The organism is Reyranella sp. GW821-FHT14A01 (genome assembly GCF_058803965.1).
This window is the reverse complement of sequence record NZ_JBXAPM010000028.1, coordinates 23,713-45,611: the sequence shown is the minus strand read 5'-3', so window position 1 is coordinate 45,611 and position 21,899 is coordinate 23,713. Positions and strand designations below refer to the sequence as shown.

Here is a 21,899-nt window from a genome sequence, read left to right as displayed (position 1 = left end):
GTCCCGCCCGTCATCGTGTCGATACCGGCGCCGCCATTGAGCACATTGTTGCCTGCGTTGCCGGTCAGGACGTTGGCTAAGGCGTTGCCCACGCCGTTGATGTTGGCGCTGCCGGCCAGCGTGAGATTCTCGACGTTTGTCGACAGTGTATAGCTCACCGTGCTCGACACCGTGTCAGTGCCTTGTCCGCTCGCTTCGATGACGACGTCGCCGGCATGGTCGACCCGGTAAATGTCGTTGCCTGCGCCACCCGTCATCGTGTCGACACCGGCGCCGCCATCGAGCGTGTTGTTGCCGGCGTTGCCGGTGAGCACGTTGGCCAGTGCGTTGCCCGTGGCGTTGATGTTGCCGCTGCCCGTCAGCGTCAGGTTCTCGACATTGGCAGACAGCGTATGGCTCACCGAGCTCTGCACCGTGTCGGTGCCCTGGCCGGCCGACTCGACGACCACATCGCCGGCGTGATTGACCCGGTAGATGTCGTTGCCAGCGCCCCCCGTCATCGTGTCGGCACCGGCACCGCCATCGAGCGTGTTGTTGCCGGCGTTGCCGATGAGCGCATTGGCCAGCTCGTTGCCCGTGGCGTTGATGTTGCCGCTGCCCGTCAGCGTCAGGTTCTCGACATTGGCAGGCAGCGTATAGCTCACCGAGCTCAACACCGTGTCGGTACCCTGTCCGCTTGCCTCGACCACGACGTCGCCGGCATGGTTCACGACATACTCGTCGTTACCGGCGAGCCCCGTCATCGTGTCGGCCCCGGCGGTACCCACGAGCTTGTCGGCGCCAGCAGTGCCAAGTGTGGGGGAGGGGCCGGAACCGCCGTCACCGTCATCAAGCCAGGGTGCGCTGGTGTCGAGCGTGGGGCTCGTGGACAGGTAGGTCGTGCCGGATGTGGTCTCACCGGCGTTTGTGATCTGGCTTGCGGAAAGGCCATAGACCGAGTTGCCGCTCAACGTGCCGGTGACCGTCGTGGCATTGTTGAGCAGGAGGGCGGTACCGGACTTCTGGTTGACGAACACGTTGTCCGCGATGACCAGGCTCGAGCCGGCATAGGCCGCGCTCTCCCCACCGTAGTGGATGATGCTCGGATTGTCGGTATTGGGTCCCTGCTGGATCACGTTGTCACGGATGATCCCCTTGCCGCCGTTGGGCAGGTCGATGCTGTAGCTGCCCGTACCAGTACCGTCATAGATGCGGGAGTTGGTGACGGTCGTGGATTGAGCGCGGCTCTTGATCTGATGTCCGATGGAGGCATCATGGAAATAGCTGTTGTCGATCACCAGCGAGGCGATGTTGTTGACATAGATGTTGTGCGATTGGCCGTCGCCGGCGCCGTTGTAGGCGAACTCCGAATTGACGATGCGGATCGTGCCGTTTGGATCCGCGGCCGCCAGGAGGCCGTCCTGGTTGTGGTGGAAATAGCTGTCGCTGATGACGAGGTTGCCGCCTTCGTAGCGTATTCCCGCACCATTCATGTCGGACACGGCGGCGCCGGAGAAGCTGAGATTTTCGATCGAAACGTCACCGTTTACGACGAAGATGCCTTTGCCATTGGGCGGCGGGACGGTCGCCACGAAGTTCGCCATGCCGCCGACACCCGTGATCGTGATGTCCTTGGTGATCGTCGCGAAGTCATTCACGTAAGTACCCGCTCGTACGGCGATAACATCGCCGTCGCGCGATGCATTTACCGCCGCCGAAACAGTCGCATAGGTCTGTCCGGCACCGACATTGAGAGTGGCCATGATTGTACGCCCCTAGGAAGTTCGGCCCCGCCGTGCCGCGCTGTCGGCGCATGGGTGGCGCACATTCGCGTTGCAAGTCCCACTATTGCAATGACCTCGAGCCATCGCTCCTGGGAAGGGCCCTCGATGTGGAACTCTCAGCAGAGTTCCAGTCGCGCGATCTGGCTTACCGCTCGCGCCTCGCAAACAGAAGTGACCAAAGAGTGGTCAGCTGTTGCGAGAAGAAGTGAACGCAATCACTCGCACATCCCATGAAGCGGACAGAGGTCCGTCGATATGAACGAGCTTGCTCATGCACGCGGCGTGTGACGAAGGTTATTGTGGAGGCCGAGTGGCATCGTGGTGCGCGATCGGAATGAATCAACCATCTGGTCATTCTTCATTCCGGTCGCGTCGGCATAACGTCAAACGAAGAGGAAGTCCTCGGTCGTGAAGTTGAGCGACGTCACACCGGTCAGGCGGATGGTGCCGCTCCCGCCGATGTCGGACAGGTCGATCAGCGCGCCCTGAGAGTCGAATGTGGTGGCGCCAGCCAGATCCGATGACGGGCTGAAGCCGACGAGGCGGATCACATCGTTGCCGAGGACATCGAAGTCGGTGATCCGGTCGGCGCCTGCAGGCGCATCGACGCGGAAGACGAACGAATCGTTGCCGAGACCGCCGATCAACACATCATCGCCGGTGCCACCGGCGATTCTATCGGCACCGGAGCCACCCTGGATAGACGAAATGCCGGAGATTGCGATACCGGAGAAGTCGAGCGTGTCGGCACTCGAAGAACCGACGATGGCGCCGCCGCCGCCTTCAAGCCGTTCGATGCCTGTGATTCGACCGGTGTTGGTAAGCAACAGGTTGCTGCTCCCGTCGACCAGCAGACGGTCGCCGGTACCGGCGCCGCCGTCGATCGTGTCGTTCACCGCTTCGTTGGTGCGCACGACGATGGTGTCGTCGCCCGCGCCGCCGCGGATCGTGTCGGCACCGGAGCCGCCGTCGAGCCGGTCGGCGAAGTTGCCGCCGATCAGCGTGTCGTTGCCGCCCAGGCCTCGCACGCCGGCGAGGTTCGTCACCGTGTCGAAAATCGACAGATCGAAGATGTTGGTGCTGCCGGTGCCGACAATTGACCGGCCCCCGCCGTCCAGGATCTCGATGCCGGTGATCGTGGAGGTGCCGTTGAGCGTCAGATCGACCGAGCCGAAGATCTGCAGCGTGTCGGTACCGTCGCCGCCGGCTATTGTGTCGGCCTGCGCCTCCGTACCGGTGACGCGGATCGTGTCATTGCCCAGTCCGCCGTTGATATTGTCCGTGCCGCTACCACCATTGATGATGTCTGCGCCACCTGACCCAAGCACGGTGTCGTTGCCGGCAAGCGTCAGGATGCCGGCGAGGTTCGTCACCGTGTAGGTGCTGAAGTTGAAGGTGTTCGCGGCACTTGTGCCGCGCAGCGATAGGCCCGATCCGTCGAAGATCTCGATGCCGCTCATCTGCGACGTGCCCGTCAGGACTGTGTCGGCCGTCCCGGTAATCCTGACCGTATCGGTGTCGAGCCCGCCAGCCATGGTATCGGAAGACGCTTCACCTCCGGCGATCAGGATCAGATCGTTTCCGGCCCCGGCGTCAATATTGTCGGCGCCGGTGCCGCCGTCGATCGTGTCGTTGCCGCCGTTGCCGCGGATCGTATCGTTGCCCCCGCGGCCATTGATCGTGTCGTTGCCCTGTCCGCCCGTCAGGGTGTTGTTGCCGGACGAGCCGTTGATGATTTGGCCGGGGACGACCTCGTCACGTCCTTCGACGGTAATCGTCGCGCTGTTCGTCACGCCGGCATTGACGCCGTCGCTGATCTGGTAGCTGACGGTCAGCAATTCGGACTGGCCCATGTTCAGCGCGCCGAACTGGGCCGGATCGAAGCTGAGTACGCCCGCCGCCGAGATGGTGAAGGCCACGGTACGGGCGGCGTTCGACGAGGTCACCGAGACCGGCGACATCACAGTGATGGGATTGTCCTCCGGATCGGCGGCCCCGGTGAGCAAGTCGATCTGCACGGGGCCTGCTACGTCCTCGTTGGTATTGGGCGCGGCGATGGGCAAGATCGTCGGTGCAAGGTTGGTGTCGGCGATGTCGGTGACGGTGACGGCCAGGACCTGTGCGACGGAAGGTGCGGTACCGTCGCTGACGGTGACCGCCAGGTCGTAGACGTTGTCGCCGCCTGCGTCGCCCGGTGCCTCGAAATCGGGCGGGGACACGAAGCTCAGTATGCCGGTCAAAGCGTCGATGGTGAAGCGCGCAGCGTCGGCGCCGCCCGAGATGGCGTAGCTCAACAGGTCGCCGTCGGCATCGGTCGCTGCGAGCGTGGCAGCGACGGTCTGGTTCTCGGCGACGGAGATTGTAGCCGGTGAGGTGAAGACGGGCGCGCTGTTGGGCGGCGTCTCGTCGACGTCGGTGACAGTGACGACGATCGCCTCGGTCACGGCTGGCGCGATGCCGTCGCTGACGCTGACCGTCACGTCGTAGACGTTGTCGGCACCGGCGTCGCCTGGCGTCTCGAAGTCGGGGGCGGACACGAAGCTCAGCACGCCAGTGGTGGCGTCGATGGTAAAAAGCGCAGCGTCGGCACCGCCGGCGATGGCGTAGGTGAGTGCATCGCCGTTGGTGTCGGTGGCGCTGAGCGTCGCGGCAACGAACTGGTTCTCGGCGGCCGAGGCGGTGGCCGGCGAGGTGAAGACGGGCGCGCTGTTGGGCGGCGTCTCGTCGACGTCGGTGACGGCGACGGCGATTGCCTGGGTCACGGCCGGCGCGATGCCGTCGCTGACGCTGACCGTCACGTCGTAGATGTTATCGGCACCGGCGTCGCCCGGCGCCTCGAAGTCGGGGGCGGAGACGAAGCTCAGCACACCCGTCTCGGCATCGATGGTAAAGAGTGCGGCGTCGGCGCCGCCGGCGATGGCGTAGGTGAGCGGGTCGCCATTTGTGTCGGTGGCGCTGAGCGTTGCGGCAACGAGCTGGTTCTCGGCGACGGAGATTGTAGCCGGTGAGGTGAAGACGGGCGCGCTGTTGGGCGGCGTCTCGTCAACGTCGGTGACGCTGATCGCCAGATCCTGGGTCGCGGCCGGCGCGATGCCGTCGCTGACGCTGACCGTGACGTCGTAGACGTTGTCGGCACCGGCGTCGCCCGGCGCCTCATAGTCCGGGGCGGACACGAAGCTCAACGCGCCGGTGGTGGCATCGATGGTAAAGAGCGCGGCATCGGCGCCGCCGGCGATGGCGTAGGTGAGTGCATCGCCATTTGTGTCGGCGGCGCTGAGCGTTGCTGCAACGAGCTGGTTTTCGGCAGCCGAGGCGGTGGCCGGCGAGGTGAAGACGGGCGCGCTGTTGGGCGGCGTCTCGTCAACGTCGGTGACGGTGATCGCCAGATCCTGGGTCACGGCCGGCGCGAAGCCGTCGCTGACGCTGACCGTGACGTCGTAGGTGTTGTTGGCACCGGCGTCGTTCGGCGTCTCGAAGTCGGGGGCGGACACGAAGCTCAGCACGCCAGTGATGGCGTCGATGGTGAAGCGTGCGGCGTCGGCGCCGCCGGCGATGGCGTAGGTGAGTGCATCGCCATTTGTGTCGGTGGCGCTGAGGGCTGCGGCAACGAGCTGGTTCTCGGCAGCCGAGGCGGTGGTCGGCGAGGTGAAGACCGGTGCGCTGTTCTCGGCGACGTTTGTGACGGTGATTGCCAATGCCTGCTCGATCGCAGGAGACAGGCCGTCGGTGACGCTGACCGTAATGTTGTAGACATTGTCGGCGCCTGTGTCGGCCGGGGCCTCGTAGTCCGGAGCGGAGACGAAGCTCAGCACGCCGGTGGCGGCATCGATGGTGAAGAGCGTGGCGTCGGCGCCGCCCGCGATGGCATAGGTGAGCGCGTCGCCGTCGATATCGGTTGCGGCGAGCGTGGCGGCGATAAGCTGGTTCTCGGTAGCGGAGACCGTAGCCGGCGAGATGAAGACAGGTGCGCTGTTGGGCGGTGTCTCGGTGACATCGGTGACGGCGACGGTAATCGCCTGGTTCACGGCGGGCGCGATGCCGTCGCTGACGCTGACCGTGACATTGTAGATGTTGTCGGCGCCCGCGTCGGCTGGAACCTCATAGTCGGGCGCGGACACGAAGCTCAGCGCGCCGGTCGCGGCGTCGATGGTGAAGCGTGCGGCGTCGGCGCCACCGGCGATGGCGTAGGTGAGCGGATTTCCGTTGGCATCCGTCGCGGTAACGGTCCCGACGGACAGCTGGTTCTCCGGCGAGGTGAGTGCCGTGGCCGAGGTGAAGACCGGTAGGCTGTTGGGCGGTGCCTCGGCGACGTCCGTGACGGCGACGGTGATCGCCTGGTTCACGGCCGGCGCGATGCCGTCGGAGACGCTGACCGTGACATTGTAGATGTTGTCGCCGCCCGCGTCGGCTGGGGTTTCGTAGTCGGGGGCGGACACGAAGCTCAGCGCTCCGGTCGAGGCATTGATGGCGAAGCGCGCGGCGTCGGCGCCGCCGGCGATGGCGTAGGTGAGGGGATTGCCGTTGGCATCGCTCGCTGTGACGGTGCCGACAGCGAGCTGATTCTCGGGCGAGGTGAGCGCCGCGGCCGAAGTGAAGACCGGCGCGTTGTTGACCGTGTCGGGAACGAGGGTCACGTCGACCCAGTAGTTCGACGCATTCCAGGTGGCGGTCGGGAAGACACCGGGCGTACCGTCGGCAAAGACGCCACTGTTTGGACCGGCAGTCAGCAGACCATCCGGTCCTGTGTGGCCGGTATTGAAGTAATTCTGGGTGAAGGCGTAGTTCTGCGTGGTTCCGTAGGACACGACATAGGTCACGCCAGCCTGAACCGAAATCGGCGCCGCCAGCGTGCCGACCTGCCAGCCCGTTTGACCTGCCGTCGAGGTGACGCTGACCGATCCGAGCGACGCACCACTGCTGCTCCAAAGGTGGAGGACGCGCGTGTCGGTGTCGTTCGCATCCGCCGCGCCGCGGTAGTAGCGCAATTCGGTGATGGAGCCCGCGACGTTCGCCGTGAACCGCATGCCGAGTTCGTAGTCGGTCGGATCGCCCGTCTCGGTCGCCGCCGGCACGTCGGTCGGGGCGAAGACGTTGGAACTGCCGCCGCCGCTTTCCGCAAGATTGGTGACGGTGACGGCAACCGCCTGGTTCACGGCCGGCGCGACGCCGTCGCTGACGCTGACCGTGACGTTGTAGACGTTGTTGCCACCCGCGTCGGCCGGCGTCTCGTAGTCCGGCGCGGCCACGAAGCTCAGCGCTCCGGTCGAGGCGTTGATCGCAAAGCGCGCGGCGTCGGCGCCGCCGGTGATGGCATAGGCGAGCACGTCGCCGTTGACGTCGGTCGCGACGATCGTGCCCACGGCCGTCCGGTTCTCCGGCGAGGTGAACGTGGCGCCCGAAGTGATGACGGGCGCGGTGTTGGCCGCGGTGCCGGGGACGAAGGTGACGTCGGCCCAGTAATTCGAGGCGTTCCAGGTGGCGGTGGGGAAGACGCCCGGCGTGCCGTCGGCGAAGACGCCGCCGTTGACGCCGGCGATCAGGAGACCGTCGGGGCCGGTGTGGGCGGTGTTGAAGTAGTTCTCGGTGAAAGCGTAGTTCTGCGTGGTCCCGTAGGACACGATGTAGGTCGCGCCGGCCTGCACCGTGATCGGTGCGGTGAGAGCGCCGACCTGCCAACCGCTTTCGCCGGCGGTCGATGTGACCGTGACCGACCCAAGCCGGTCGCCGTTGGCGTTCCACAGGTTCAGGACGCGCGTGTCGGTGTCGTTCGCATCCGCCGTGCCGCGGTAGTAGCGCAATTCGGTGATGGAGCCCGCGGCGTTCGCCGTGAACCTCATGCCGAGCTCGTAGTCGGTCGAGTCGGTCGTCTGGGTGGTCACCGGCACGTCGGTCGGGGCGAAGACGTTGGAGCTGCCGCCGCCGTTTTCGGCAAGATTGGTGACCGTGACGGTAACGTCCTGGTTCACGGCCGGCGCGATGCCGTCGCTGACGCTGACCGTGACGTCGTAGACGTTGTTGCCACCCGCGTCGGCCGGCGTCTCGTAGTCCGGCGCAGACACGAAGCTCAGCGCTCCGGTCGAGGCGTTGATCGCAAAGCGCGCGGCGTCGGCGCCGCCAGTGATGGCGTAGGTCAGCGGGTTGCCATTGGCGTCGATTGCCGTAATGGTGCCGGCGGCAAGCCGGTTCTCCGTCGAGGTCAGCGCGGCGGCCGACGTAATGACCGGGGGCGAGTTCGACGGTGCATTGGTGGAGTCGAAGGTGATGTCGACCCAGTAATTGGCGCCATTGAACGATAGCGACGGCATGACCGGCGCTCCGTCGCCGTAGTGGTAGACGCCGTTCGTGCCGCTGACGCCGTCCTGGACGGCACGGACGACGCCACCGAGTCCCCAGAAGGAATTGTTGTCGAGCCCGTCGAAGGCGACGTCGTTCGCGTCGACGAAGAACCCGTCCGTCGACACATAGTTGTCGTTGGTGCGGTAGGAGACGACGTATTGCTGGCCGACGATCAGCGTGACGGGTGCCGACAGGGTGGCGACCTGCCAGCCGGCCTGGCCCAGGCCCGAGGTAAAGGTTGCCGTGGCGATCAGGGTGCCGTCGGCACGCCAGAGATGGCCCTCCCGTACGTCGGTGTCGATGGCGTCGCCGCTGCCGCGCCAGTATTTGAGCTCGGTCACGCTTCCGGCACGGTCGACGGAGAAGCGCATGCCGAGCTCCAACGTCATCTCGTCGTTGTTCAGGAACGGCGAGAGCGGCGTCGCACCGCTGAACAAGCTGAAGGCGGTCGGCGCGGTGACGGTGACGGCTTCACTGTCCGGGGTGAGGTTGTAGACGTTCAGGCTGTCGTCGATCGCGCGCGCCTTGACCGCCTGGGCCCCTTGCGCCGTCGGGACCCAGTTGTAGCTCCAGGTCGCCCAATTGTTGGTGGTATTGGCCAGCTTCCAGGTGGTGCCACCATCGACCGAGACCTCGACTGCGGCGACCATGCCGTCGGACGTCGACGGATTGCCGTCATTGTCGGTCGCGGTGCCGCTGATTGCCACCGACCTGAACGCCTCGACCGTATCGGGAAGGTCGTTGATCGAGGCCACCGCGGCCGTGGTGTCGGACGAGCCGGTGGCGCGCTTCAGTCCCTGCGAGATCAGAAAGGCGTCGGCAACTGCCGGCTGGATCCCCATGTCCGCGAACATGTTGATCGTGAACTGCTGGATGTCGAGGTTCTCGATCGAGGCGCCGTAGGGCGAGCTGTCGTGCAGGTCGCTGAGCGCCCACGACCAGAAGACGGTCCCGGCGCCGAAGACCAGCGCGCCGCTCGGGCTGCGATAGAGCGACAGGGTGTGCGTGGCAACGCCGGGCACGGTGGTGTTGCCCTGGTCGATCAGGATGCCGTCCCAGGGCAGGGTCGTTTCGGACAGTTTGATGAGGCCAGCCGGACGCATGTTGTCGTCAGGCGCGGTGTCCCACTCGTAGCCGATGATTCCCGGCGCCATGTTCAGTTCGCCGCCATTCGCGGCGGCGGTGTCGCGCCAGTAGCGCATGTTGCCATAGTTGGAGGGAACGTCGAGCGCCCCGCCGAACTGCCCCGTGCCGTCGGGGCCGAAGAGCTGGCCGGTAAGCTGATTCTGGGCACAATGACAGGCAGGATTTAAGCCCGTCATCGGATCCACATCCTGAGGATTTCCGCCGCCGGCCAAGGGATTGCCGTGGAAGCGGGTATCCATCCACGTTCCGGTCCAGATGTCGGTCGGATCGAGGTTGTAATAGTCCTCCGGGCCGGCGCTTGTGTCGGCGACCGCGAGCGTCTCCTTGTAGCAGACGAGCGTGCGATAGGCCGTGCCGTCGGCGCTGTAGGCCGTCTCCCAGCGAGTCTTCCAGTAGACTTCGTTGCCGCTCCAGAAAAGCAGGTTCACGCCGGCGTCGCGGGCTTCCTCGACGTTCGCGCGCTGATCGCCCGACCAGTATTCGTCATGGCCGACCGAGATGAACGACTGGTAGTTCTTGAGGTAATCAGCGCCCAGCCGATCGGTGTCGACTCCGGAGATGTAGGAGACGTCGTATCCCTGCTTCTCGAGCCAGTAGATGGCCGCGTAGTCGGCGCCGAACAGGTAGTCCTGCGGACCCGAGACCTGGCCGGTGCCGTCGCGGGTGATGAAGGGGCGATTGTAGCTGACGGCGTAGGCGCGATCCTGCGAGAAGTTGCCGGCCCCGTCGATCGGCTCCCAGTTGATGCTGCCGTTCTTGTCGCCGTAGAGGTTGGCACCGACCTCGCCATTGTTGCCGCCCCAGGCATTGTAAGCCTGCCATGTCGTGTCGGAGGTTTGCAGGACGATGTCGTGGGCCTCTCCGTCGTTGCGCACGATGAAGGGGATCTGGTTGACGGCGCCGTTGATCGGATCGCCGTTCGAATCCAGCCGCTGCAGGCGGGCAAGGTATACGCCGGAGACGGCATCGGCCGGCACGTCCCAGCTGTCGGTCACCGACCAGTTGCCGGCGTCCACAAGGCCACGCGACGCATCGACGAGCGCGTCGGGCTGGACCGTGGCGTTGGTGTTCGTCCACTCGGCAACCTCGCGGGCGCCGCTGCCGCCATAGTAACCCAGGCGGAAGATCTCGACGCGATAGTCGCTGCCCGCGCCGCTGTCGATGTTGATCTTGAAGTCGACGCGCGTGCCGGCGTTGACGCTCATATCGGTGGCGAAGCCTTCGATCTCCGTGCTGTGCGGCACGTCCCAGTAGGAGATATCCGTACGACCTTCGACGATCGCGTTCTCTTCCACGATTTTATTCATGTAGGCCTCGCAACCACGCATTGACGAGAGGACAGGGTGAAATCACTCGCCAGCAAGCACGACTCTCCGTGTCATCGCCGCCTCTCTTTGGACCTGTGATCGGTGAGTTTGCCTTAGACGAAACGTCGAGGCGCGAGTACATCCGGGGTACTCCCAATATTCAGTGGGAACGTCGTGACCTTGTTGGAAGACCTGTGTCGTGGGACCGCGAGACAAGACACTTCTCAAGCGCTGCCGTTATCGCCGCGCGATCCATACCGGTTCCGATGAAGACGAGTTCCTGTCGCCGATCGCCGAACGGCGCGCGCCAGTTTGCATGGATCCGGGACACGGCCTCGGCGGCGGTCGGCCAGTCCTTCTGCGGAGTCGCCGCCCACCAGCGACCGAGCGGATGTATGTCGGTCAGGCCGCCGGCGACGCTGTACTCGAAGATCAGGTTGGGGTCGGCCTCGATCCAGAACCAGCCCTTGGCGCGAAGCACACCGGGCATGGCGCCGGACAGGGCGGCTTGGATCCGTCGCGCGTCGAACGGGAGTCGCGCGCGCCAGACGAAGGATTCGATGCCGTATTGCTCGGATTCGGGAGTATGCGCTTCGTGACCGTTCAACTCCTGAACCCAGAGCGGCCGGGTGCGCGCCTTCTCGAAATCGAACAGGCCGGTGGCGAAGACATCGGCCAGGGGGATTTCGCAAAAGTCGGTCTCCATCAACCGGGTGGCGGGGTTGAGACTGCGGATGATGCGGCGTGCATCGGCCAGCTCTCCGGGGCTTGCGCTGCTCGCCTTGTTGAGGACGATGACGTCGGAAAACTCGATCTGATCGACGAGGAGCTCGACCAGGGCGCGCTTGTCCTCGCCGTCGCGCTGCTGGCCGCGATCACGCAGAAAGTCACGGCTTGCGAAATCGCGGGTGAGGTTGGCGGCATCGACCACGGTCAGCATCGTGTCGAGCCGGGCGACATCGGAAAGGCTGACACCGGCCGCGTCCCGGAAGTCGAACGTGGCAGCCACGGGCAGCGGCTCGGAAATGCCGGTCGATTCGATGAGCAGGTAGTCGAAGCGCCCGTCGGCGGCCAGGCGACGCACCTCGGTCAGGAGGTCGCCGCGGAGAGTGCAGCAGATGCAGCCGTTGGTCATCTCGACCAGGTGCTCGTCGCGCCGCAACACCTCGGGACCGTCCAGGCGCACACGCTCCGCATCGATGTTCACTTCGGACATGTCGTTGACGATGACGGCGATCCGCATGCCCTCGCGGTTGCGCAGCGCATGGTTGAGAAGCGTCGTCTTCCCGGCGCCGAGGAAGCCGGACAGGACGGTGACGGGCAACCTGCCGGGCATGCTGGACCCCGAGAGCCTTATTCCTGCCGCAGGAGGCCGGGAGGAGGGATATCCATCCGGCCATGCGGCATCTGGCCGAGCGCGCCGTTCGGGGCGGTCGACTGCATCAGCCGCCGGCCCGGGTTGCCGACAACGACGAAACCGGCCGGCACGTCCTTGAGCACCACGGCGCCCATGCCGATCAGGGCGCCTTCTCCCACCGTGATACCCGGCCGCAGCACGGCGCCGGAACCGATATAGGCCTGTGCCCCGACTGTCACACCACCGGCCAGGATCGCGGAGGGCGCCACGGTCGCACCCGGACCCAGCACGCAGTCGTGGCCGATCACCGCGTGGCTGCCGAGCCATGCATGAGCGCCGATCTCGACCTGGCCAGAGATCGCGCAGCCCGGCCCGATGCAGCTGCCGGGCCCGATCTTGGCGCGGCGTGACACCGCGGCGAGGGGATGGATCAGCGTGACGAAGCGCTCGTCGTCGAGGCCGGTGCCGGCGATGATCCGCAGCTTGCGGCGATGGGTCCGTTCGCTTGCGATGCCGTTGACGAAGGCGACATCGGCCATGGACGCGGCCCCCGCCAGAGGACCCAAGACAGGCAGCCCGGCAAATCCGGCACCTTTGCGGCGTTCATCATCCAGCACGCCGACCGCATGCCAGGGTGCGCCGAGCGCATCGATGATGTCGAGAATATCGAGTGCGTTGCCCGACGCGCCGAGGATGACGACACGCACCCGGCTCACTGCCGTACCGCCGTTTGCAGGGCGTCGATCACCTGATCCTGCTGGTCCTCAGTCATCTGCGGATAGAGCGGCAGCAGGATCGTGCGGTCCTGGATATCTTCCGAGACCGGGAGCGGGAAGCGGGCCGTTCCCGCGTAGGGCTTCTCGCGATGAATGCACATGATGCCGCGGCGGGTAGCGATGCCGCGGTCGAGCATGGATTGCATCACCGCGCGCTGATCCACGCCGTTCGGCAGCCGGATCGCGTATGATTGCCAGTTGGTGCGCACGCGGTTGGGCTCGATGGGCGCCGTCACACCGGGCACCTCAGCGGCAAGGCGCTTGCGATATCGTTCGGCCAGGGTGCGACGGCCCGAGACGATTTCGGGCAGGCGCTTGAGTTGCTCGATGCCGACCGCCGCCTGGATGTCGGTGAGGCGATAGTTGAACGCGGTCGTCTCGTAGGACTCGAAGATCACCTGCGGGCTGGCATGGCGTACCGTGTCCGGCACCGTCATGCCGTGCTGGCGCAGGAGGCGGAAGCGCGCATCGAGTGCGGCGTCGTCCGTGGTCAGCACGCCGCCATCGCCGACGGTAACCACCTTGCGCGGATGCAGCGAAAAGCAGGCGACGTCGCCGGCCGGTTTGCCGACGGGACGCCAGGATCTGTTGAACTGCATTTCGGATCCCAGGGCGCAAGCGGCGTCTTCGACCACCTTCAGCTTGTGCGCGCGCGCGACCGACATGATCGCGTCCATGTCACAGGGCATGCCGATCTGGTGCACGCAGAGGATGGCGCGCGTCTTGGGCGTGATGGCTGCGGCGATGAGCGAAGCGTCCATGCCATAGCCAACCGGCTCGATGTCGATGAAGACCGGCGTCGCCCTGCACTGGCGGATGACATTGGCGCAGGCAATGAAGGTGTGGCTGACGGTGATCACCTCGTCGCCCGTGCGCACGCCGACACCCAGCAGCGCCAGATGTAGGGCCGTCGTGCAGTTGGAAACGGCGCAGGCATGGGCCGCTCCGGTGACGGCGGCAAAGTCCTTCTCGAAGCGCGAGACACGCGGTCCTTGCGTCAGCCATCCGGAGCGCACGACCTCGGCGGCCGCGAGAGCCTCCTCCTCGCCGATCAGGGGCATGGTGATGGGGATCATGCGGCCGCTCCGGCGAGCACGGTCTCGGAACGCCACCAGGCGACCAGTTCGGCGATACTCTTCTCGAGCGGATGCGTTGCCTCGAAGCCAATCGTCTCGCGGGCTTTCGAGACATCGGCAAGACGCTTCGGCACGGGGTTCACCGCGCGCGTCTCCTGATGCTGCGGTACGAGCTGCGGCTGCCCCATGACGCGGCAAAGGAGGCGTGCCAGGTCGAGCAACGAAGTTTCGGTACCACTGCCGACATTCAGCGCGACATCACTCGCCGGCGCGACGGCCGAGAGGATGTTGGCGCGCGCCACGTCGCGCACATCGATCATGTCCAGCGTCTGCAGGCCGTCGCCGAAGATGATCGGCGGCTCGCCCCGGGCGAGGCGCTCCATCCAGCGAACCAGGACCTCGGTGTAGCGCCCGTGGATGTCCATGCGGGGGCCGAAGACGTTGAAGTAGCGCAGGGCGACGTAGTTCAGCCCGTGCATGTCGTTGAAGGAGCGGTAGAGGCCCTCGTTGAAGGCCTTGGCCGCGCCGTAGAGCGTCCGGTTGTTGTATGGGTGCTGCGCTTCCGTGGTGGGGAACTCGTCCGCCATCCCGTAGACCGAGGCGGTGGAGGCCGCGACCAGCTTGCGGATGTTCGCGGCCAGGCACAGTTCCACCAGCTCATAGGTCGCCGCGACCATCACCTCGAAGGCCGCGCGTGGCTCCTGGGCGCACTGGGTGATGCGCAGCGCGGCCTGATGAAAGACGGTGTCGCAGCCGGTGACGAGGGACTTCATCGTCGCCGTGTCCCGGATATCGCCCTCGACCAGGCGCACACGGTTGCTGGCGAGCGCACGGGTGAGATTGTCACGTCGCCCGCGCACCATATTGTCGATCACACGGACTTCCGACGCACCGGCATCCAGCAGAAGCTCGACGATATGCGAGCCGATGAAGCCGGCGCCGCCGGTGACCAGGCAAGTCGTGCCCGCGAGCACGCCGTGCGGATCGAGAGATTTTCCCGTCTCACGCGGCATGGCTTGTCACCGCAGCAGGAGCGACGAGTTCGTGCAGCGCGCCGGCAATGTGACGCTGCTGGTCGGGCGTGAGCTCGGGGAAGATGGGCAGGGAGAGGAATTCGGCGGCCAGGGCCTCCGCCACGGGGAAGCTGCCGGCGCCGCTGCCGAGATCGGCATAGGCCGGCTGCAAATGGACCGGGCGCGGATAGTGCAGGCCGGTGGCGACGCCGGCCTCCTCGAGGCCGCGCGCGATCCGGTCGCGCTCCGGATGGCGCAATGCATAGACGTGATACACGTGCTCCGACGCCTTGGGCGCCGCCGGCAGCTGCACGGAAAGATTGGCGAGCAGCCTGTCGTAGAGAGCGGCGACCTCGCGGCGGCGTTCCGTCCAGTGCGGCAGATGCTTGAGCTTGACCGACAGGATGGCGCCCTGGATGCCGTCCATCCGGTAATTGAAGGCGTGCTCGATGTGGTTGTAGCGGCCTTCCTGTCCCCAGTCGCGCAGCTTGCGCATCCGGGCGGCGAGGGCGGGATCGCTGGTGACGGCACAGCCGCCTTCGCCGCAGGCGCCCAGGTTCTTGCCCGGATAGAAGCTGAAGCAGCCGATGGCACCCAACGTGCCCGCGCCGCGTCCCGCCCATACCGCACCATGCGCCTGGGCCGCATCCTCGATGACCGGGATGCCATGGAATGCCGCGATCGCCATGATGGCGTTCATGTCAGCCATGCGGCCGTGCAGGTGGACGGGAATGATCGCACGCGTGCGCGACGTGATCTTCCGCTCGATCGCCGCCGGGTCGATATTCCAGGTGAGGGGATCGGCGTCGGCCAGCACTGGCGTTGCACCGGTATACCGAATGGCTGCGGCCGTCGCGACGAACGTCATGGCGGGCGCGATCACTTCGTCGCCGGGCCCGATGCCGAGCGCGAGCAGCGCAAGATGGAGCGCGGAAGTGCCGGAATTCACCGCCACGGCTTCGCGGGCGCCGATGAAGGCGGCGAAGGACCTTTCGAAGGCGTCGACCTTCGGTCCGGAGACATAGGCGCCGCTCGCGAGAGTATCGAGCACCGCGGCATCGACGTCCGCCTTTATGCCGGCGTACTGGGCACGGAGATCCAACAGCGGAATCATGAAGCCATCCTTGCAGGAGAGAGATCGATCGGCTGGCCGCGCTGGCGCAGCGAGAGCATGGCGGCTTCGAGCGTTTCGACGACAGCGAGGCCGCAGCGTCCGGACGTGATCGGTTCGCGGCCATGGGTCACACAGTCGACGAAATGCTCCATCTCGGTGAGCAGCGCCTCCTTCACCGAGAGCTGCGGCGCCCACATGTCGCCGCTGCGGTAGGAGACGCGCGAGGCGACCTGCTGCGGACCGTCGCCGAGGGTCACGCCGCGATCGTATACCTTGATCTTCTCGGTGGGCTCGAGGTCGTTCCAGACGATCATCTTGCGGCTGCCGCCGACCAGCGTCTGGCGCACCTTCACGGGCGCCAGCCAGTTCACGTTGAGATAGGCGACGGCACCCGAGGGATAGAACAGGCTGAGATGGGCCATGTTCTCCTGGCGTCCGCGAATGTGACCGGCGGCGCTGGCCGAGACCGCGGCAGGCTTTTCCTGCAGCAGATAGTCGAGCACCGACAGGTCATGGACGGCGAGGTCCCAGATCACGTTCACGTCGTGCTGGAAGAGGCCGAGATTCACCCGCGTGCTGTCGTAGTAGTAGACGTCGCCGAGATCGCCGGAGCGGATGATGTCCCCGATCTTCTGGACCGCGCTGGTGTAGACGAAGGTGTGGTCCACCATCAGGGTCAGGTTGCGGCGTGCCGCTTCCTCGATCAGCCGCCGCGCATCGTCGGAAGAGGCGGCGATCGGCTTCTCGACGATGACATGCTTGCCGGCGCGCAACGAGGCAAGGGCCAGCTCGTAATGCGTCGCGACCGGCGTGGCGATCAGCACGGCATCGACGGCGGGGTCGCCGATGAGCAGGCGCGGATCCTGATGCAGGGCAAGGCCCGGATAGCGCTTGCCGGCGCGGGCGAGCGCGGCCTCCGAGAAATCGGCGATGCCGGCGAGGCGGCAGCCCTCCGTCTCGGCGACGCTGCGGGCGAGGTTGGGACCCCAATAGCCGTAACCGATGACACCGATGTTGATCATGGCGCGGTCATTCCTGTTGTCGGGCCTGTTGCCGGGGGTGTGGGACTTTCGCGATCACGGACGTCGCCGACCACCTTGGCCGGCACGCCGGCGACGATCGCGTAGTCGGGTACGTCGCGCGTCACCACCGCTCCTGCGCCGACCAGCGCCGATCGTCCGATTGTGGTGCCGCAGATGATGGTGGCGTTCGAGCCGATCGAGGCACCGCGGCAGACACGCGTCGGCACGACCGACCAGTCGGCATCGGTCTGCAGTCCTCCTTCCGGCGCGCAGGCGCGCGGGAAGAGATCGTTGGTGAACATCACGCCGTGGCCGATGAAAACCTCGTCCTCGATCGTGACGCCTTCGCAGATGAAACTGTGCGACGAGATCTTGCAGCGAACGCCAATGTGGCTGTTTTTCTGGATTTCGACGAAGGGACCGATCTTCGTTCCCTCACCGATCGAACACCCGTACAGGTTCACAAGATCGGGGTGGGCGAGGCCGATTTCGGGACCAAGTTGTACGTTTCGGAGCGCCATGGCCGGAGCATCCGTGCTCGTCAGCTTCGTCGCAATCGGGCAAGAGGGGTAAGACGAAAGTGGCCAAACGTCGACGACTCAGGGACGTACGTAACTCCACCCTTGCTCCTGCAACTCGATGATGCGGACCACGCCGGACGACACGATCGTGGCCTGGGAGATGAGCGGAATTTCCTTCTGCTCGGCCCGACTCATGTTCCCTCTTGTGTTGTCGCACGCGGAGAAGGAGATCGAGCGCGAGGTCTCTGCAAGCGCCTTGATCCGCTCCTTCACCGGTGACGTGTCGTCACGCAGCATGTTCAGGCCTGGACCGAAGGTGACGATCTCGATCTGGACCGGCTCGCCGAGGGCTTTGTAATGTTGCTCGACATTGGTCGCATTGTTGAGCGCCAGGTTCATCGCCGCCGGCTCGTTCGTATTCACCTGAAGGACCAGCCGATGTGCCTTCTTGTCGGCGGCAGGTGCGGCTGGCGATGCCGGCAACGACATGTTCTGCGCCACGACCGGTTGCGGTGCGGCCATTAGCAGGGCCGTACCCAGTACGACGACCAGGATCGGATGCAGTTTCACCATCATGCCCTCCCGGGCTCGGTTGCAGCGGAGCGAAGTATCGTCATCGGCGGGGCGAATCGGGTCGCGACGGCCATTTGCAGGGAGCGGCCATTCGCTCCCGCGTCGTCTTCAATCCGGCCAACGAATAGCGGCCTTCCAGGACGACGTCATAGCGACCGACGATGCGGAAGGCGATCTCACCTTGAGGCGGCAACGACAATAACAAACCGACGACATCGCCGCCGAGGGCCACGCCCGCGCCCGACGTGGCGACCGCGGGCACCCCCTTCTGGGATCCCCCATCGATCGTATACCAAACGACGTAGCGATCGCCGGCCGGCAAGCCTGCGGGACTACCGAGGACGAAGGACGTGCTTCCAGCGCGGCAAGAGATCGACAGCTTCATCCTCGAGCCGGGCGGAACCGCAGCCGTGGCGGTGGCGACGACGACGGGCGAGTAATCGATCGGTGAGGTCGTTTCGCTGAAGACCCAGTTCTCCGGCGGAGCCGAGCCCTCGGTACCGGGCATCGGCCGCGAGGGTGCGGGCTCCGGCCCGAGCGTGCGCGAGAGCTGGTCCAGACATCTCGTCCTTTCGGCGATGGGCAGAGCTGCGCAGGCTCGGAGCCTGTCTATGGAGTCGCCGGCGGGCTGTGCCATCGCGGAAGCGCAGCCCAGCGCCAACGCGGCAGCGACGCAGACGGTCGCCGATTTCATGGCTTCCGCACGCTCTGACGACCCTGGCGATCCAGCCATTCCTGTGCTGGGAGGAAACGGTTGAGACCCGGTACTGTCGCACTGAGGTTGATGGTCTTCCAGTTGGGATCGAAGCCGGGGACCTGCAGCCTGTCGATGCGGGAGAAGAGGTAATCGGTGAACCGGGCCACCCGCTGGTAGCGGTTCGAGTTGGCAGGCCAGTTGTAGGTGGCAAGGACGGTGGGGACGGCCAGGGTCGCGATGCGATCGCCTTGCTTCACCAGGGCCGGATAGTCGGAGGCTTCCAGGAAAGCGGGCAGATAGTAGTCCTCGAACTTCGAATCGTAGCTCACCGGCAGGAACTTGAAGCCAGGCTCCCACTGGCCGCGGATGAAGGCGTCCACGGGCTTGGTCGTGACAAAGACGACGGCCGCCATGTCGCCCTTGCGCATTTGTTGCAACGCCACTTGATGCGGGATGAAGGTCTTTTCGATGTTGACGCCCAGTCGGCTGAAGATCAGCGGTCCGGAATAGGCGGCCGCCGTGCCCAGGGTATTGAAGTTCACTTTCTTGCCGGCAAGGTCCTGGAGAGACTGGATCTCCGGGCGGACGAAAACGTGGAGCTCGGACGGAAAGAGGTTCAGCAGGTATGCCACATGCTGGCCGACGTCCGGGAACACGATCTTGTATTCGTCCAGCGAGTCGGAATTGATGATCGCAAGATCGATTCCCCGCAGATAAAGGAGTGCATTGAGGTTCTCGGTGGGACCTCGTGTGACGATCGGCAGGAGATGGAGGTTCTCCCCGTCATTGACGACCCGGGACATTTCCGTGGCCAGTCGCAGCGGGGCACCCTCGAGAAGACCGGCGGCCAGGCCGAGGGTCCAGGCGTTGATCCTTTCCTGCCGCTCGGCATAGGTCTGCGCCGCGCGTCGAGCCTGCTGATCCTGGGCATCGGCGGCCCCGGCGCAAAGCCCCAGGAGGATCGCCGCACAGGACGCCAGCGCCGCCGACAAGCGCTTCGTGATTCTCGAATTCATTGACTGCCCCCCGTTCATTTCTCCAAGGACTCCAGGCGCAACTTGGCGTCGCTCACCCCGGCGACCCGCGCCCGTTCGTAGAGTTCGCGTGCCCTTGCAATGTCGCCCTGAGTGCCGAGGGCGTTGCGAGCCGGCAGGAGCAGCGGATCGTATGTCTCCGCCAGCCAGAACAGCGCCTCAGCGCTGCCCATTTCCGCCGCCCGGTCGAGCATGTTTCTCGCGGCCCCGATGTTGCCCTGGTCCAGCAGCAGGTGGGCGCGGGCGATCAGGCGAACGGCATGGAGACCGGCCTCCTCGATGCTCGTTTCCGATCGGCTTGCCGATCGTGGGATTTGCAGTGCGTCTCCGATCGGCGTGCTGGTCTGTGTGCCTGCCGTAGAAAGTGATGCGGTCGAATATCGAGCGGCGGCGGGCGCTGCCGGCGCCTGCGAGCGATAGTCCTGGCCCTGGGCGGCCGCCTGCGCCGCGATCAGAAGCTGCTCCGCCTGCTCGGCGCGGATGCGTTCCGTTTGAAGCGAGTCCCGGGCCGCCGCCGCATCTGCTTTTGCCTTTTGGAGTTCACCTTTCACCGCGGCCAGATGATCGTCCCGAACGACGTCGTCGGCGGTCTTTGTTTTCGTCAACGCCTGCAGCTCCGCCTTTGTTTCAGCAAGCGCCGCCGTGAGCGTCCCTGTCTTGTTCTGCTCCTGCAGCAGCGCCTGTCGCTGCTCGTCGGCGCTGCGCTCCGCAGCCTCCTTGAGCCCTGCGGCCTGGGCTTTTGCCGACACGAGCTGGGAGGTTTGTGCCTGGGCTTCCTGGCGTACGGCCGTCAGTTCCGTTGCAAGTTTCTCCGCTCGGCCCTGAGCCTCGCGAAGCGCATCGGTGGCGCGCGCTTTGGCCTCCTTCAGCCGCGTGGCCTCATCGCTTGCCGAGCGTGCCGTCGCCGCCTGCGCTTCGGCTTCGCGTCGCGCGGTCGCCAGCGCGAGGCGTAGCTCGTCGACCTTGTCCCGCTCCTGCTGCAGCGCTTGTCGCTGCTCGTCGGTGCTGCGCCCGGCAGCCTCCTTGAATCCTGCGACCTGGGCTTTCGCCGACACGAGCTGGGAGGTTTGTGCCTGCGCTTCCCGGCGCGCGGCCGCCAGTTCCGTTGCGAGTTTCTCCGTTCGGCCCTGAGCCTCGCGAAGCGCATCGGTGGCGCGCGCATTGGCCTCCTTCAGCCGCGTGGCCTCATCGCCTGTCGACCGTGTGGTCACCGCCTGCGCCTCGGCGTCGCGTCGCGTGGTCGCCAGCGCGAGGCGTAGCTCGTCGACCTTGTCACGCTCCTGCTGCAATGCCTCGGCCATGAACAGACCTGTCTGCTTTGCCTGTACGGTCTCGGCTTCGATCTTGCGGCGGACCTCGGTGGTCTGGACTTCCTGTGCCTTCAGGGCCTCGCGAAGTTCACCGACGACGCGCTCCCTTTCCTTCACGGCATCGTCCATTGTCTCGCGGGTCCGCGCGGTTTGGGCCGCTCCGTCGCGTTGCGCTTCGGCGAGTTGCCCGGCCAGCTTCTCGGCTCTGGACTGCTCCGCCTGAAGGGTTTCGCGCAGTCCGGCCAGGGCGCGCTCGCCAGCTTCTCTCGACCGATCCGCCGCCTCGTTCGCTATTGCGACGTCGGCGGCAAGCCGGGTCCCGCGCGCCCGTTCCTGGTCGAGTGCCTGCTTCAACCCGGAATCGTTGTCCGATCCCATCCAATGGAGAAGCTGCAGTCCGGCATCGCTGCGATAGAGCAAGGGCGCGGACACCCCGCCGACGAGGAGGCAGGCCGCCATCGCCGCGATGCTGTACCGCTTGCGAATGACCGGGCGATCGGCAGCCGCGGGCCGCGTCGGCGCCGTAGCCGCCTGCGGTTTTACGGTCGTCCCGCCGGCTGCGACGGGCGGCGGCTGCTCTGGCGCGGCGGATCGGCGAGGCGCGGCCTCACTATCGAGACTCTGCGGCGACTGCCAGTGCGTGGCATTGAACTGAATAGGTTTGCCGTCGTCATCGAGCCACTGCGTGGCTTCGCCAGACCAGCGAGCGACCGCAAAAGTGCCGTGTGATGCGTCCTCCAGAATGACGAAGACGCCGTTCCTCGGGGCGGTTTCGATTGTCTTACGCATGACGACCCGGAGGTGGGTGATTCAGCCGCGGACACAGCTCCTGTCGAGCCTATGCCGGCTGGAAG

At 65.6% G+C, this 21,899-nt stretch carries 13 protein-coding genes; all 13 read right to left on the bottom strand.

Features of this window, described 5'->3' with window-relative positions; genetic code table 11:
- The coding region (locus tag AC1ROX_RS30465; RefSeq protein WP_493132504.1) for a hypothetical protein at nt 1-1,742 on the bottom strand (1,742 nt) is incomplete at its 3' end.
- A 404-nt stretch (nt 1,743-2,146) separates the two neighbouring features.
- On the bottom strand, nt 2,147-10,552 hold the full coding sequence (locus AC1ROX_RS30460; protein WP_493132502.1) for a DUF4082 domain-containing protein: 8,406 nt from the start codon (nt 10,550-10,552) through the stop codon (nt 2,147-2,149).
- A 160-nt stretch (nt 10,553-10,712) separates the two neighbouring features.
- Entirely contained in the window at nt 10,713-11,888 is a 1,176-nt protein-coding gene (locus tag AC1ROX_RS30455; protein ID WP_493132500.1) for a GTP-binding protein, read from the bottom strand.
- A 17-nt stretch (nt 11,889-11,905) separates the two neighbouring features.
- Nucleotides 11,906-12,616: an acetyltransferase gene (locus AC1ROX_RS30450; protein ID WP_493132498.1), complete on the bottom strand. Its 711-nt coding sequence runs from the start codon at nt 12,614-12,616 to the stop codon at nt 11,906-11,908.
- Nucleotides 12,617-12,621: 5 nt separating this feature from the next.
- Nucleotides 12,622-13,761: a DegT/DnrJ/EryC1/StrS family aminotransferase gene (locus AC1ROX_RS30445; protein WP_493132496.1), complete on the bottom strand. Its 1,140-nt coding sequence runs from the start codon at nt 13,759-13,761 to the stop codon at nt 12,622-12,624.
- On the bottom strand, nt 13,758-14,774 hold the full coding sequence (locus AC1ROX_RS30440) for an NAD-dependent epimerase/dehydratase family protein (RefSeq protein WP_493132494.1): 1,017 nt from the start codon (nt 14,772-14,774) through the stop codon (nt 13,758-13,760). The genes AC1ROX_RS30445 and AC1ROX_RS30440 overlap by 4 nt, the downstream gene beginning before the upstream one ends.
- Nucleotides 14,764-15,888, bottom strand: coding sequence for a DegT/DnrJ/EryC1/StrS family aminotransferase (locus AC1ROX_RS30435; protein ID WP_493132492.1), 1,125 nt, complete (start codon nt 15,886-15,888; stop codon nt 14,764-14,766). Before AC1ROX_RS30435 ends, AC1ROX_RS30440 begins: the two co-directional genes overlap by 11 nt.
- Entirely contained in the window at nt 15,885-16,910 is a 1,026-nt protein-coding gene (locus tag AC1ROX_RS30430) for a Gfo/Idh/MocA family protein (protein WP_493132490.1), read from the bottom strand. The genes AC1ROX_RS30435 and AC1ROX_RS30430 overlap by 4 nt, the downstream gene beginning before the upstream one ends.
- A complete protein-coding gene (locus AC1ROX_RS30425) occupies nt 16,907-17,431 on the bottom strand; it encodes an acyltransferase (protein WP_493132488.1) in 525 nt (174 codons plus the stop codon). The genes AC1ROX_RS30430 and AC1ROX_RS30425 overlap by 4 nt, the downstream gene beginning before the upstream one ends.
- 78 nt (nt 17,432-17,509) lie before the next feature.
- On the bottom strand, nt 17,510-18,004 hold the full coding sequence (locus tag AC1ROX_RS30420) for a DsrE family protein (protein WP_493132508.1): 495 nt from the start codon (nt 18,002-18,004) through the stop codon (nt 17,510-17,512).
- A gap of 40 nt (nt 18,005-18,044) precedes the next feature.
- Nucleotides 18,045-18,698, bottom strand: coding sequence for a hypothetical protein (locus tag AC1ROX_RS30415; protein WP_493132486.1), 654 nt, complete (start codon nt 18,696-18,698; stop codon nt 18,045-18,047).
- Nucleotides 18,695-19,717, bottom strand: a complete 1,023-nt coding sequence (locus AC1ROX_RS30410; protein WP_493132484.1) for a TAXI family TRAP transporter solute-binding subunit — start codon at nt 19,715-19,717, stop codon at nt 18,695-18,697. The genes AC1ROX_RS30415 and AC1ROX_RS30410 overlap by 4 nt, the downstream gene beginning before the upstream one ends.
- A 14-nt stretch (nt 19,718-19,731) precedes the next feature.
- Nucleotides 19,732-21,834 carry a coiled-coil domain-containing protein gene (locus AC1ROX_RS30405; protein ID WP_493132482.1) on the bottom strand — a complete coding sequence of 701 codons (2,103 nt, stop codon included), beginning with the start codon at nt 21,832-21,834 and terminating at the stop codon, nt 19,732-19,734.
- Nucleotides 21,835-21,899 lie beyond the last annotated feature (65 nt).

Coding starts and splice junctions, on each gene's coding strand:
- AC1ROX_RS30420 (WP_493132508.1), bottom strand. CDS start 18,004: ATGGTGAAACTGCATCCGATCCTGGTCGTCGTACTGGGTACGGCCCTG.
- AC1ROX_RS30415 (WP_493132486.1), bottom strand. CDS start 18,698: ATGAAATCGGCGACCGTCTGCGTCGCTGCCGCGTTGGCGCTGGGCTGC.
- AC1ROX_RS30425 (WP_493132488.1), bottom strand. CDS start 17,431: ATGGCGCTCCGAAACGTACAACTTGGTCCCGAAATCGGCCTCGCCCAC.
- AC1ROX_RS30460 (WP_493132502.1), bottom strand. CDS start 10,552: ATGAATAAAATCGTGGAAGAGAACGCGATCGTCGAAGGTCGTACGGAT.
- AC1ROX_RS30445 (WP_493132496.1), bottom strand. CDS start 13,761: ATGATCCCCATCACCATGCCCCTGATCGGCGAGGAGGAGGCTCTCGCG.
- AC1ROX_RS30410 (WP_493132484.1), bottom strand. CDS start 19,717: ATGAATTCGAGAATCACGAAGCGCTTGTCGGCGGCGCTGGCGTCCTGT.
- AC1ROX_RS30435 (WP_493132492.1), bottom strand. CDS start 15,888: ATGATTCCGCTGTTGGATCTCCGTGCCCAGTACGCCGGCATAAAGGCG.
- AC1ROX_RS30440 (WP_493132494.1), bottom strand. CDS start 14,774: ATGCCGCGTGAGACGGGAAAATCTCTCGATCCGCACGGCGTGCTCGCG.
- AC1ROX_RS30455 (WP_493132500.1), bottom strand. CDS start 11,888: ATGCCCGGCAGGTTGCCCGTCACCGTCCTGTCCGGCTTCCTCGGCGCC.
- AC1ROX_RS30430 (WP_493132490.1), bottom strand. CDS start 16,910: ATGATCAACATCGGTGTCATCGGTTACGGCTATTGGGGTCCCAACCTC.
- AC1ROX_RS30405 (WP_493132482.1), bottom strand. CDS start 21,834: ATGCGTAAGACAATCGAAACCGCCCCGAGGAACGGCGTCTTCGTCATT.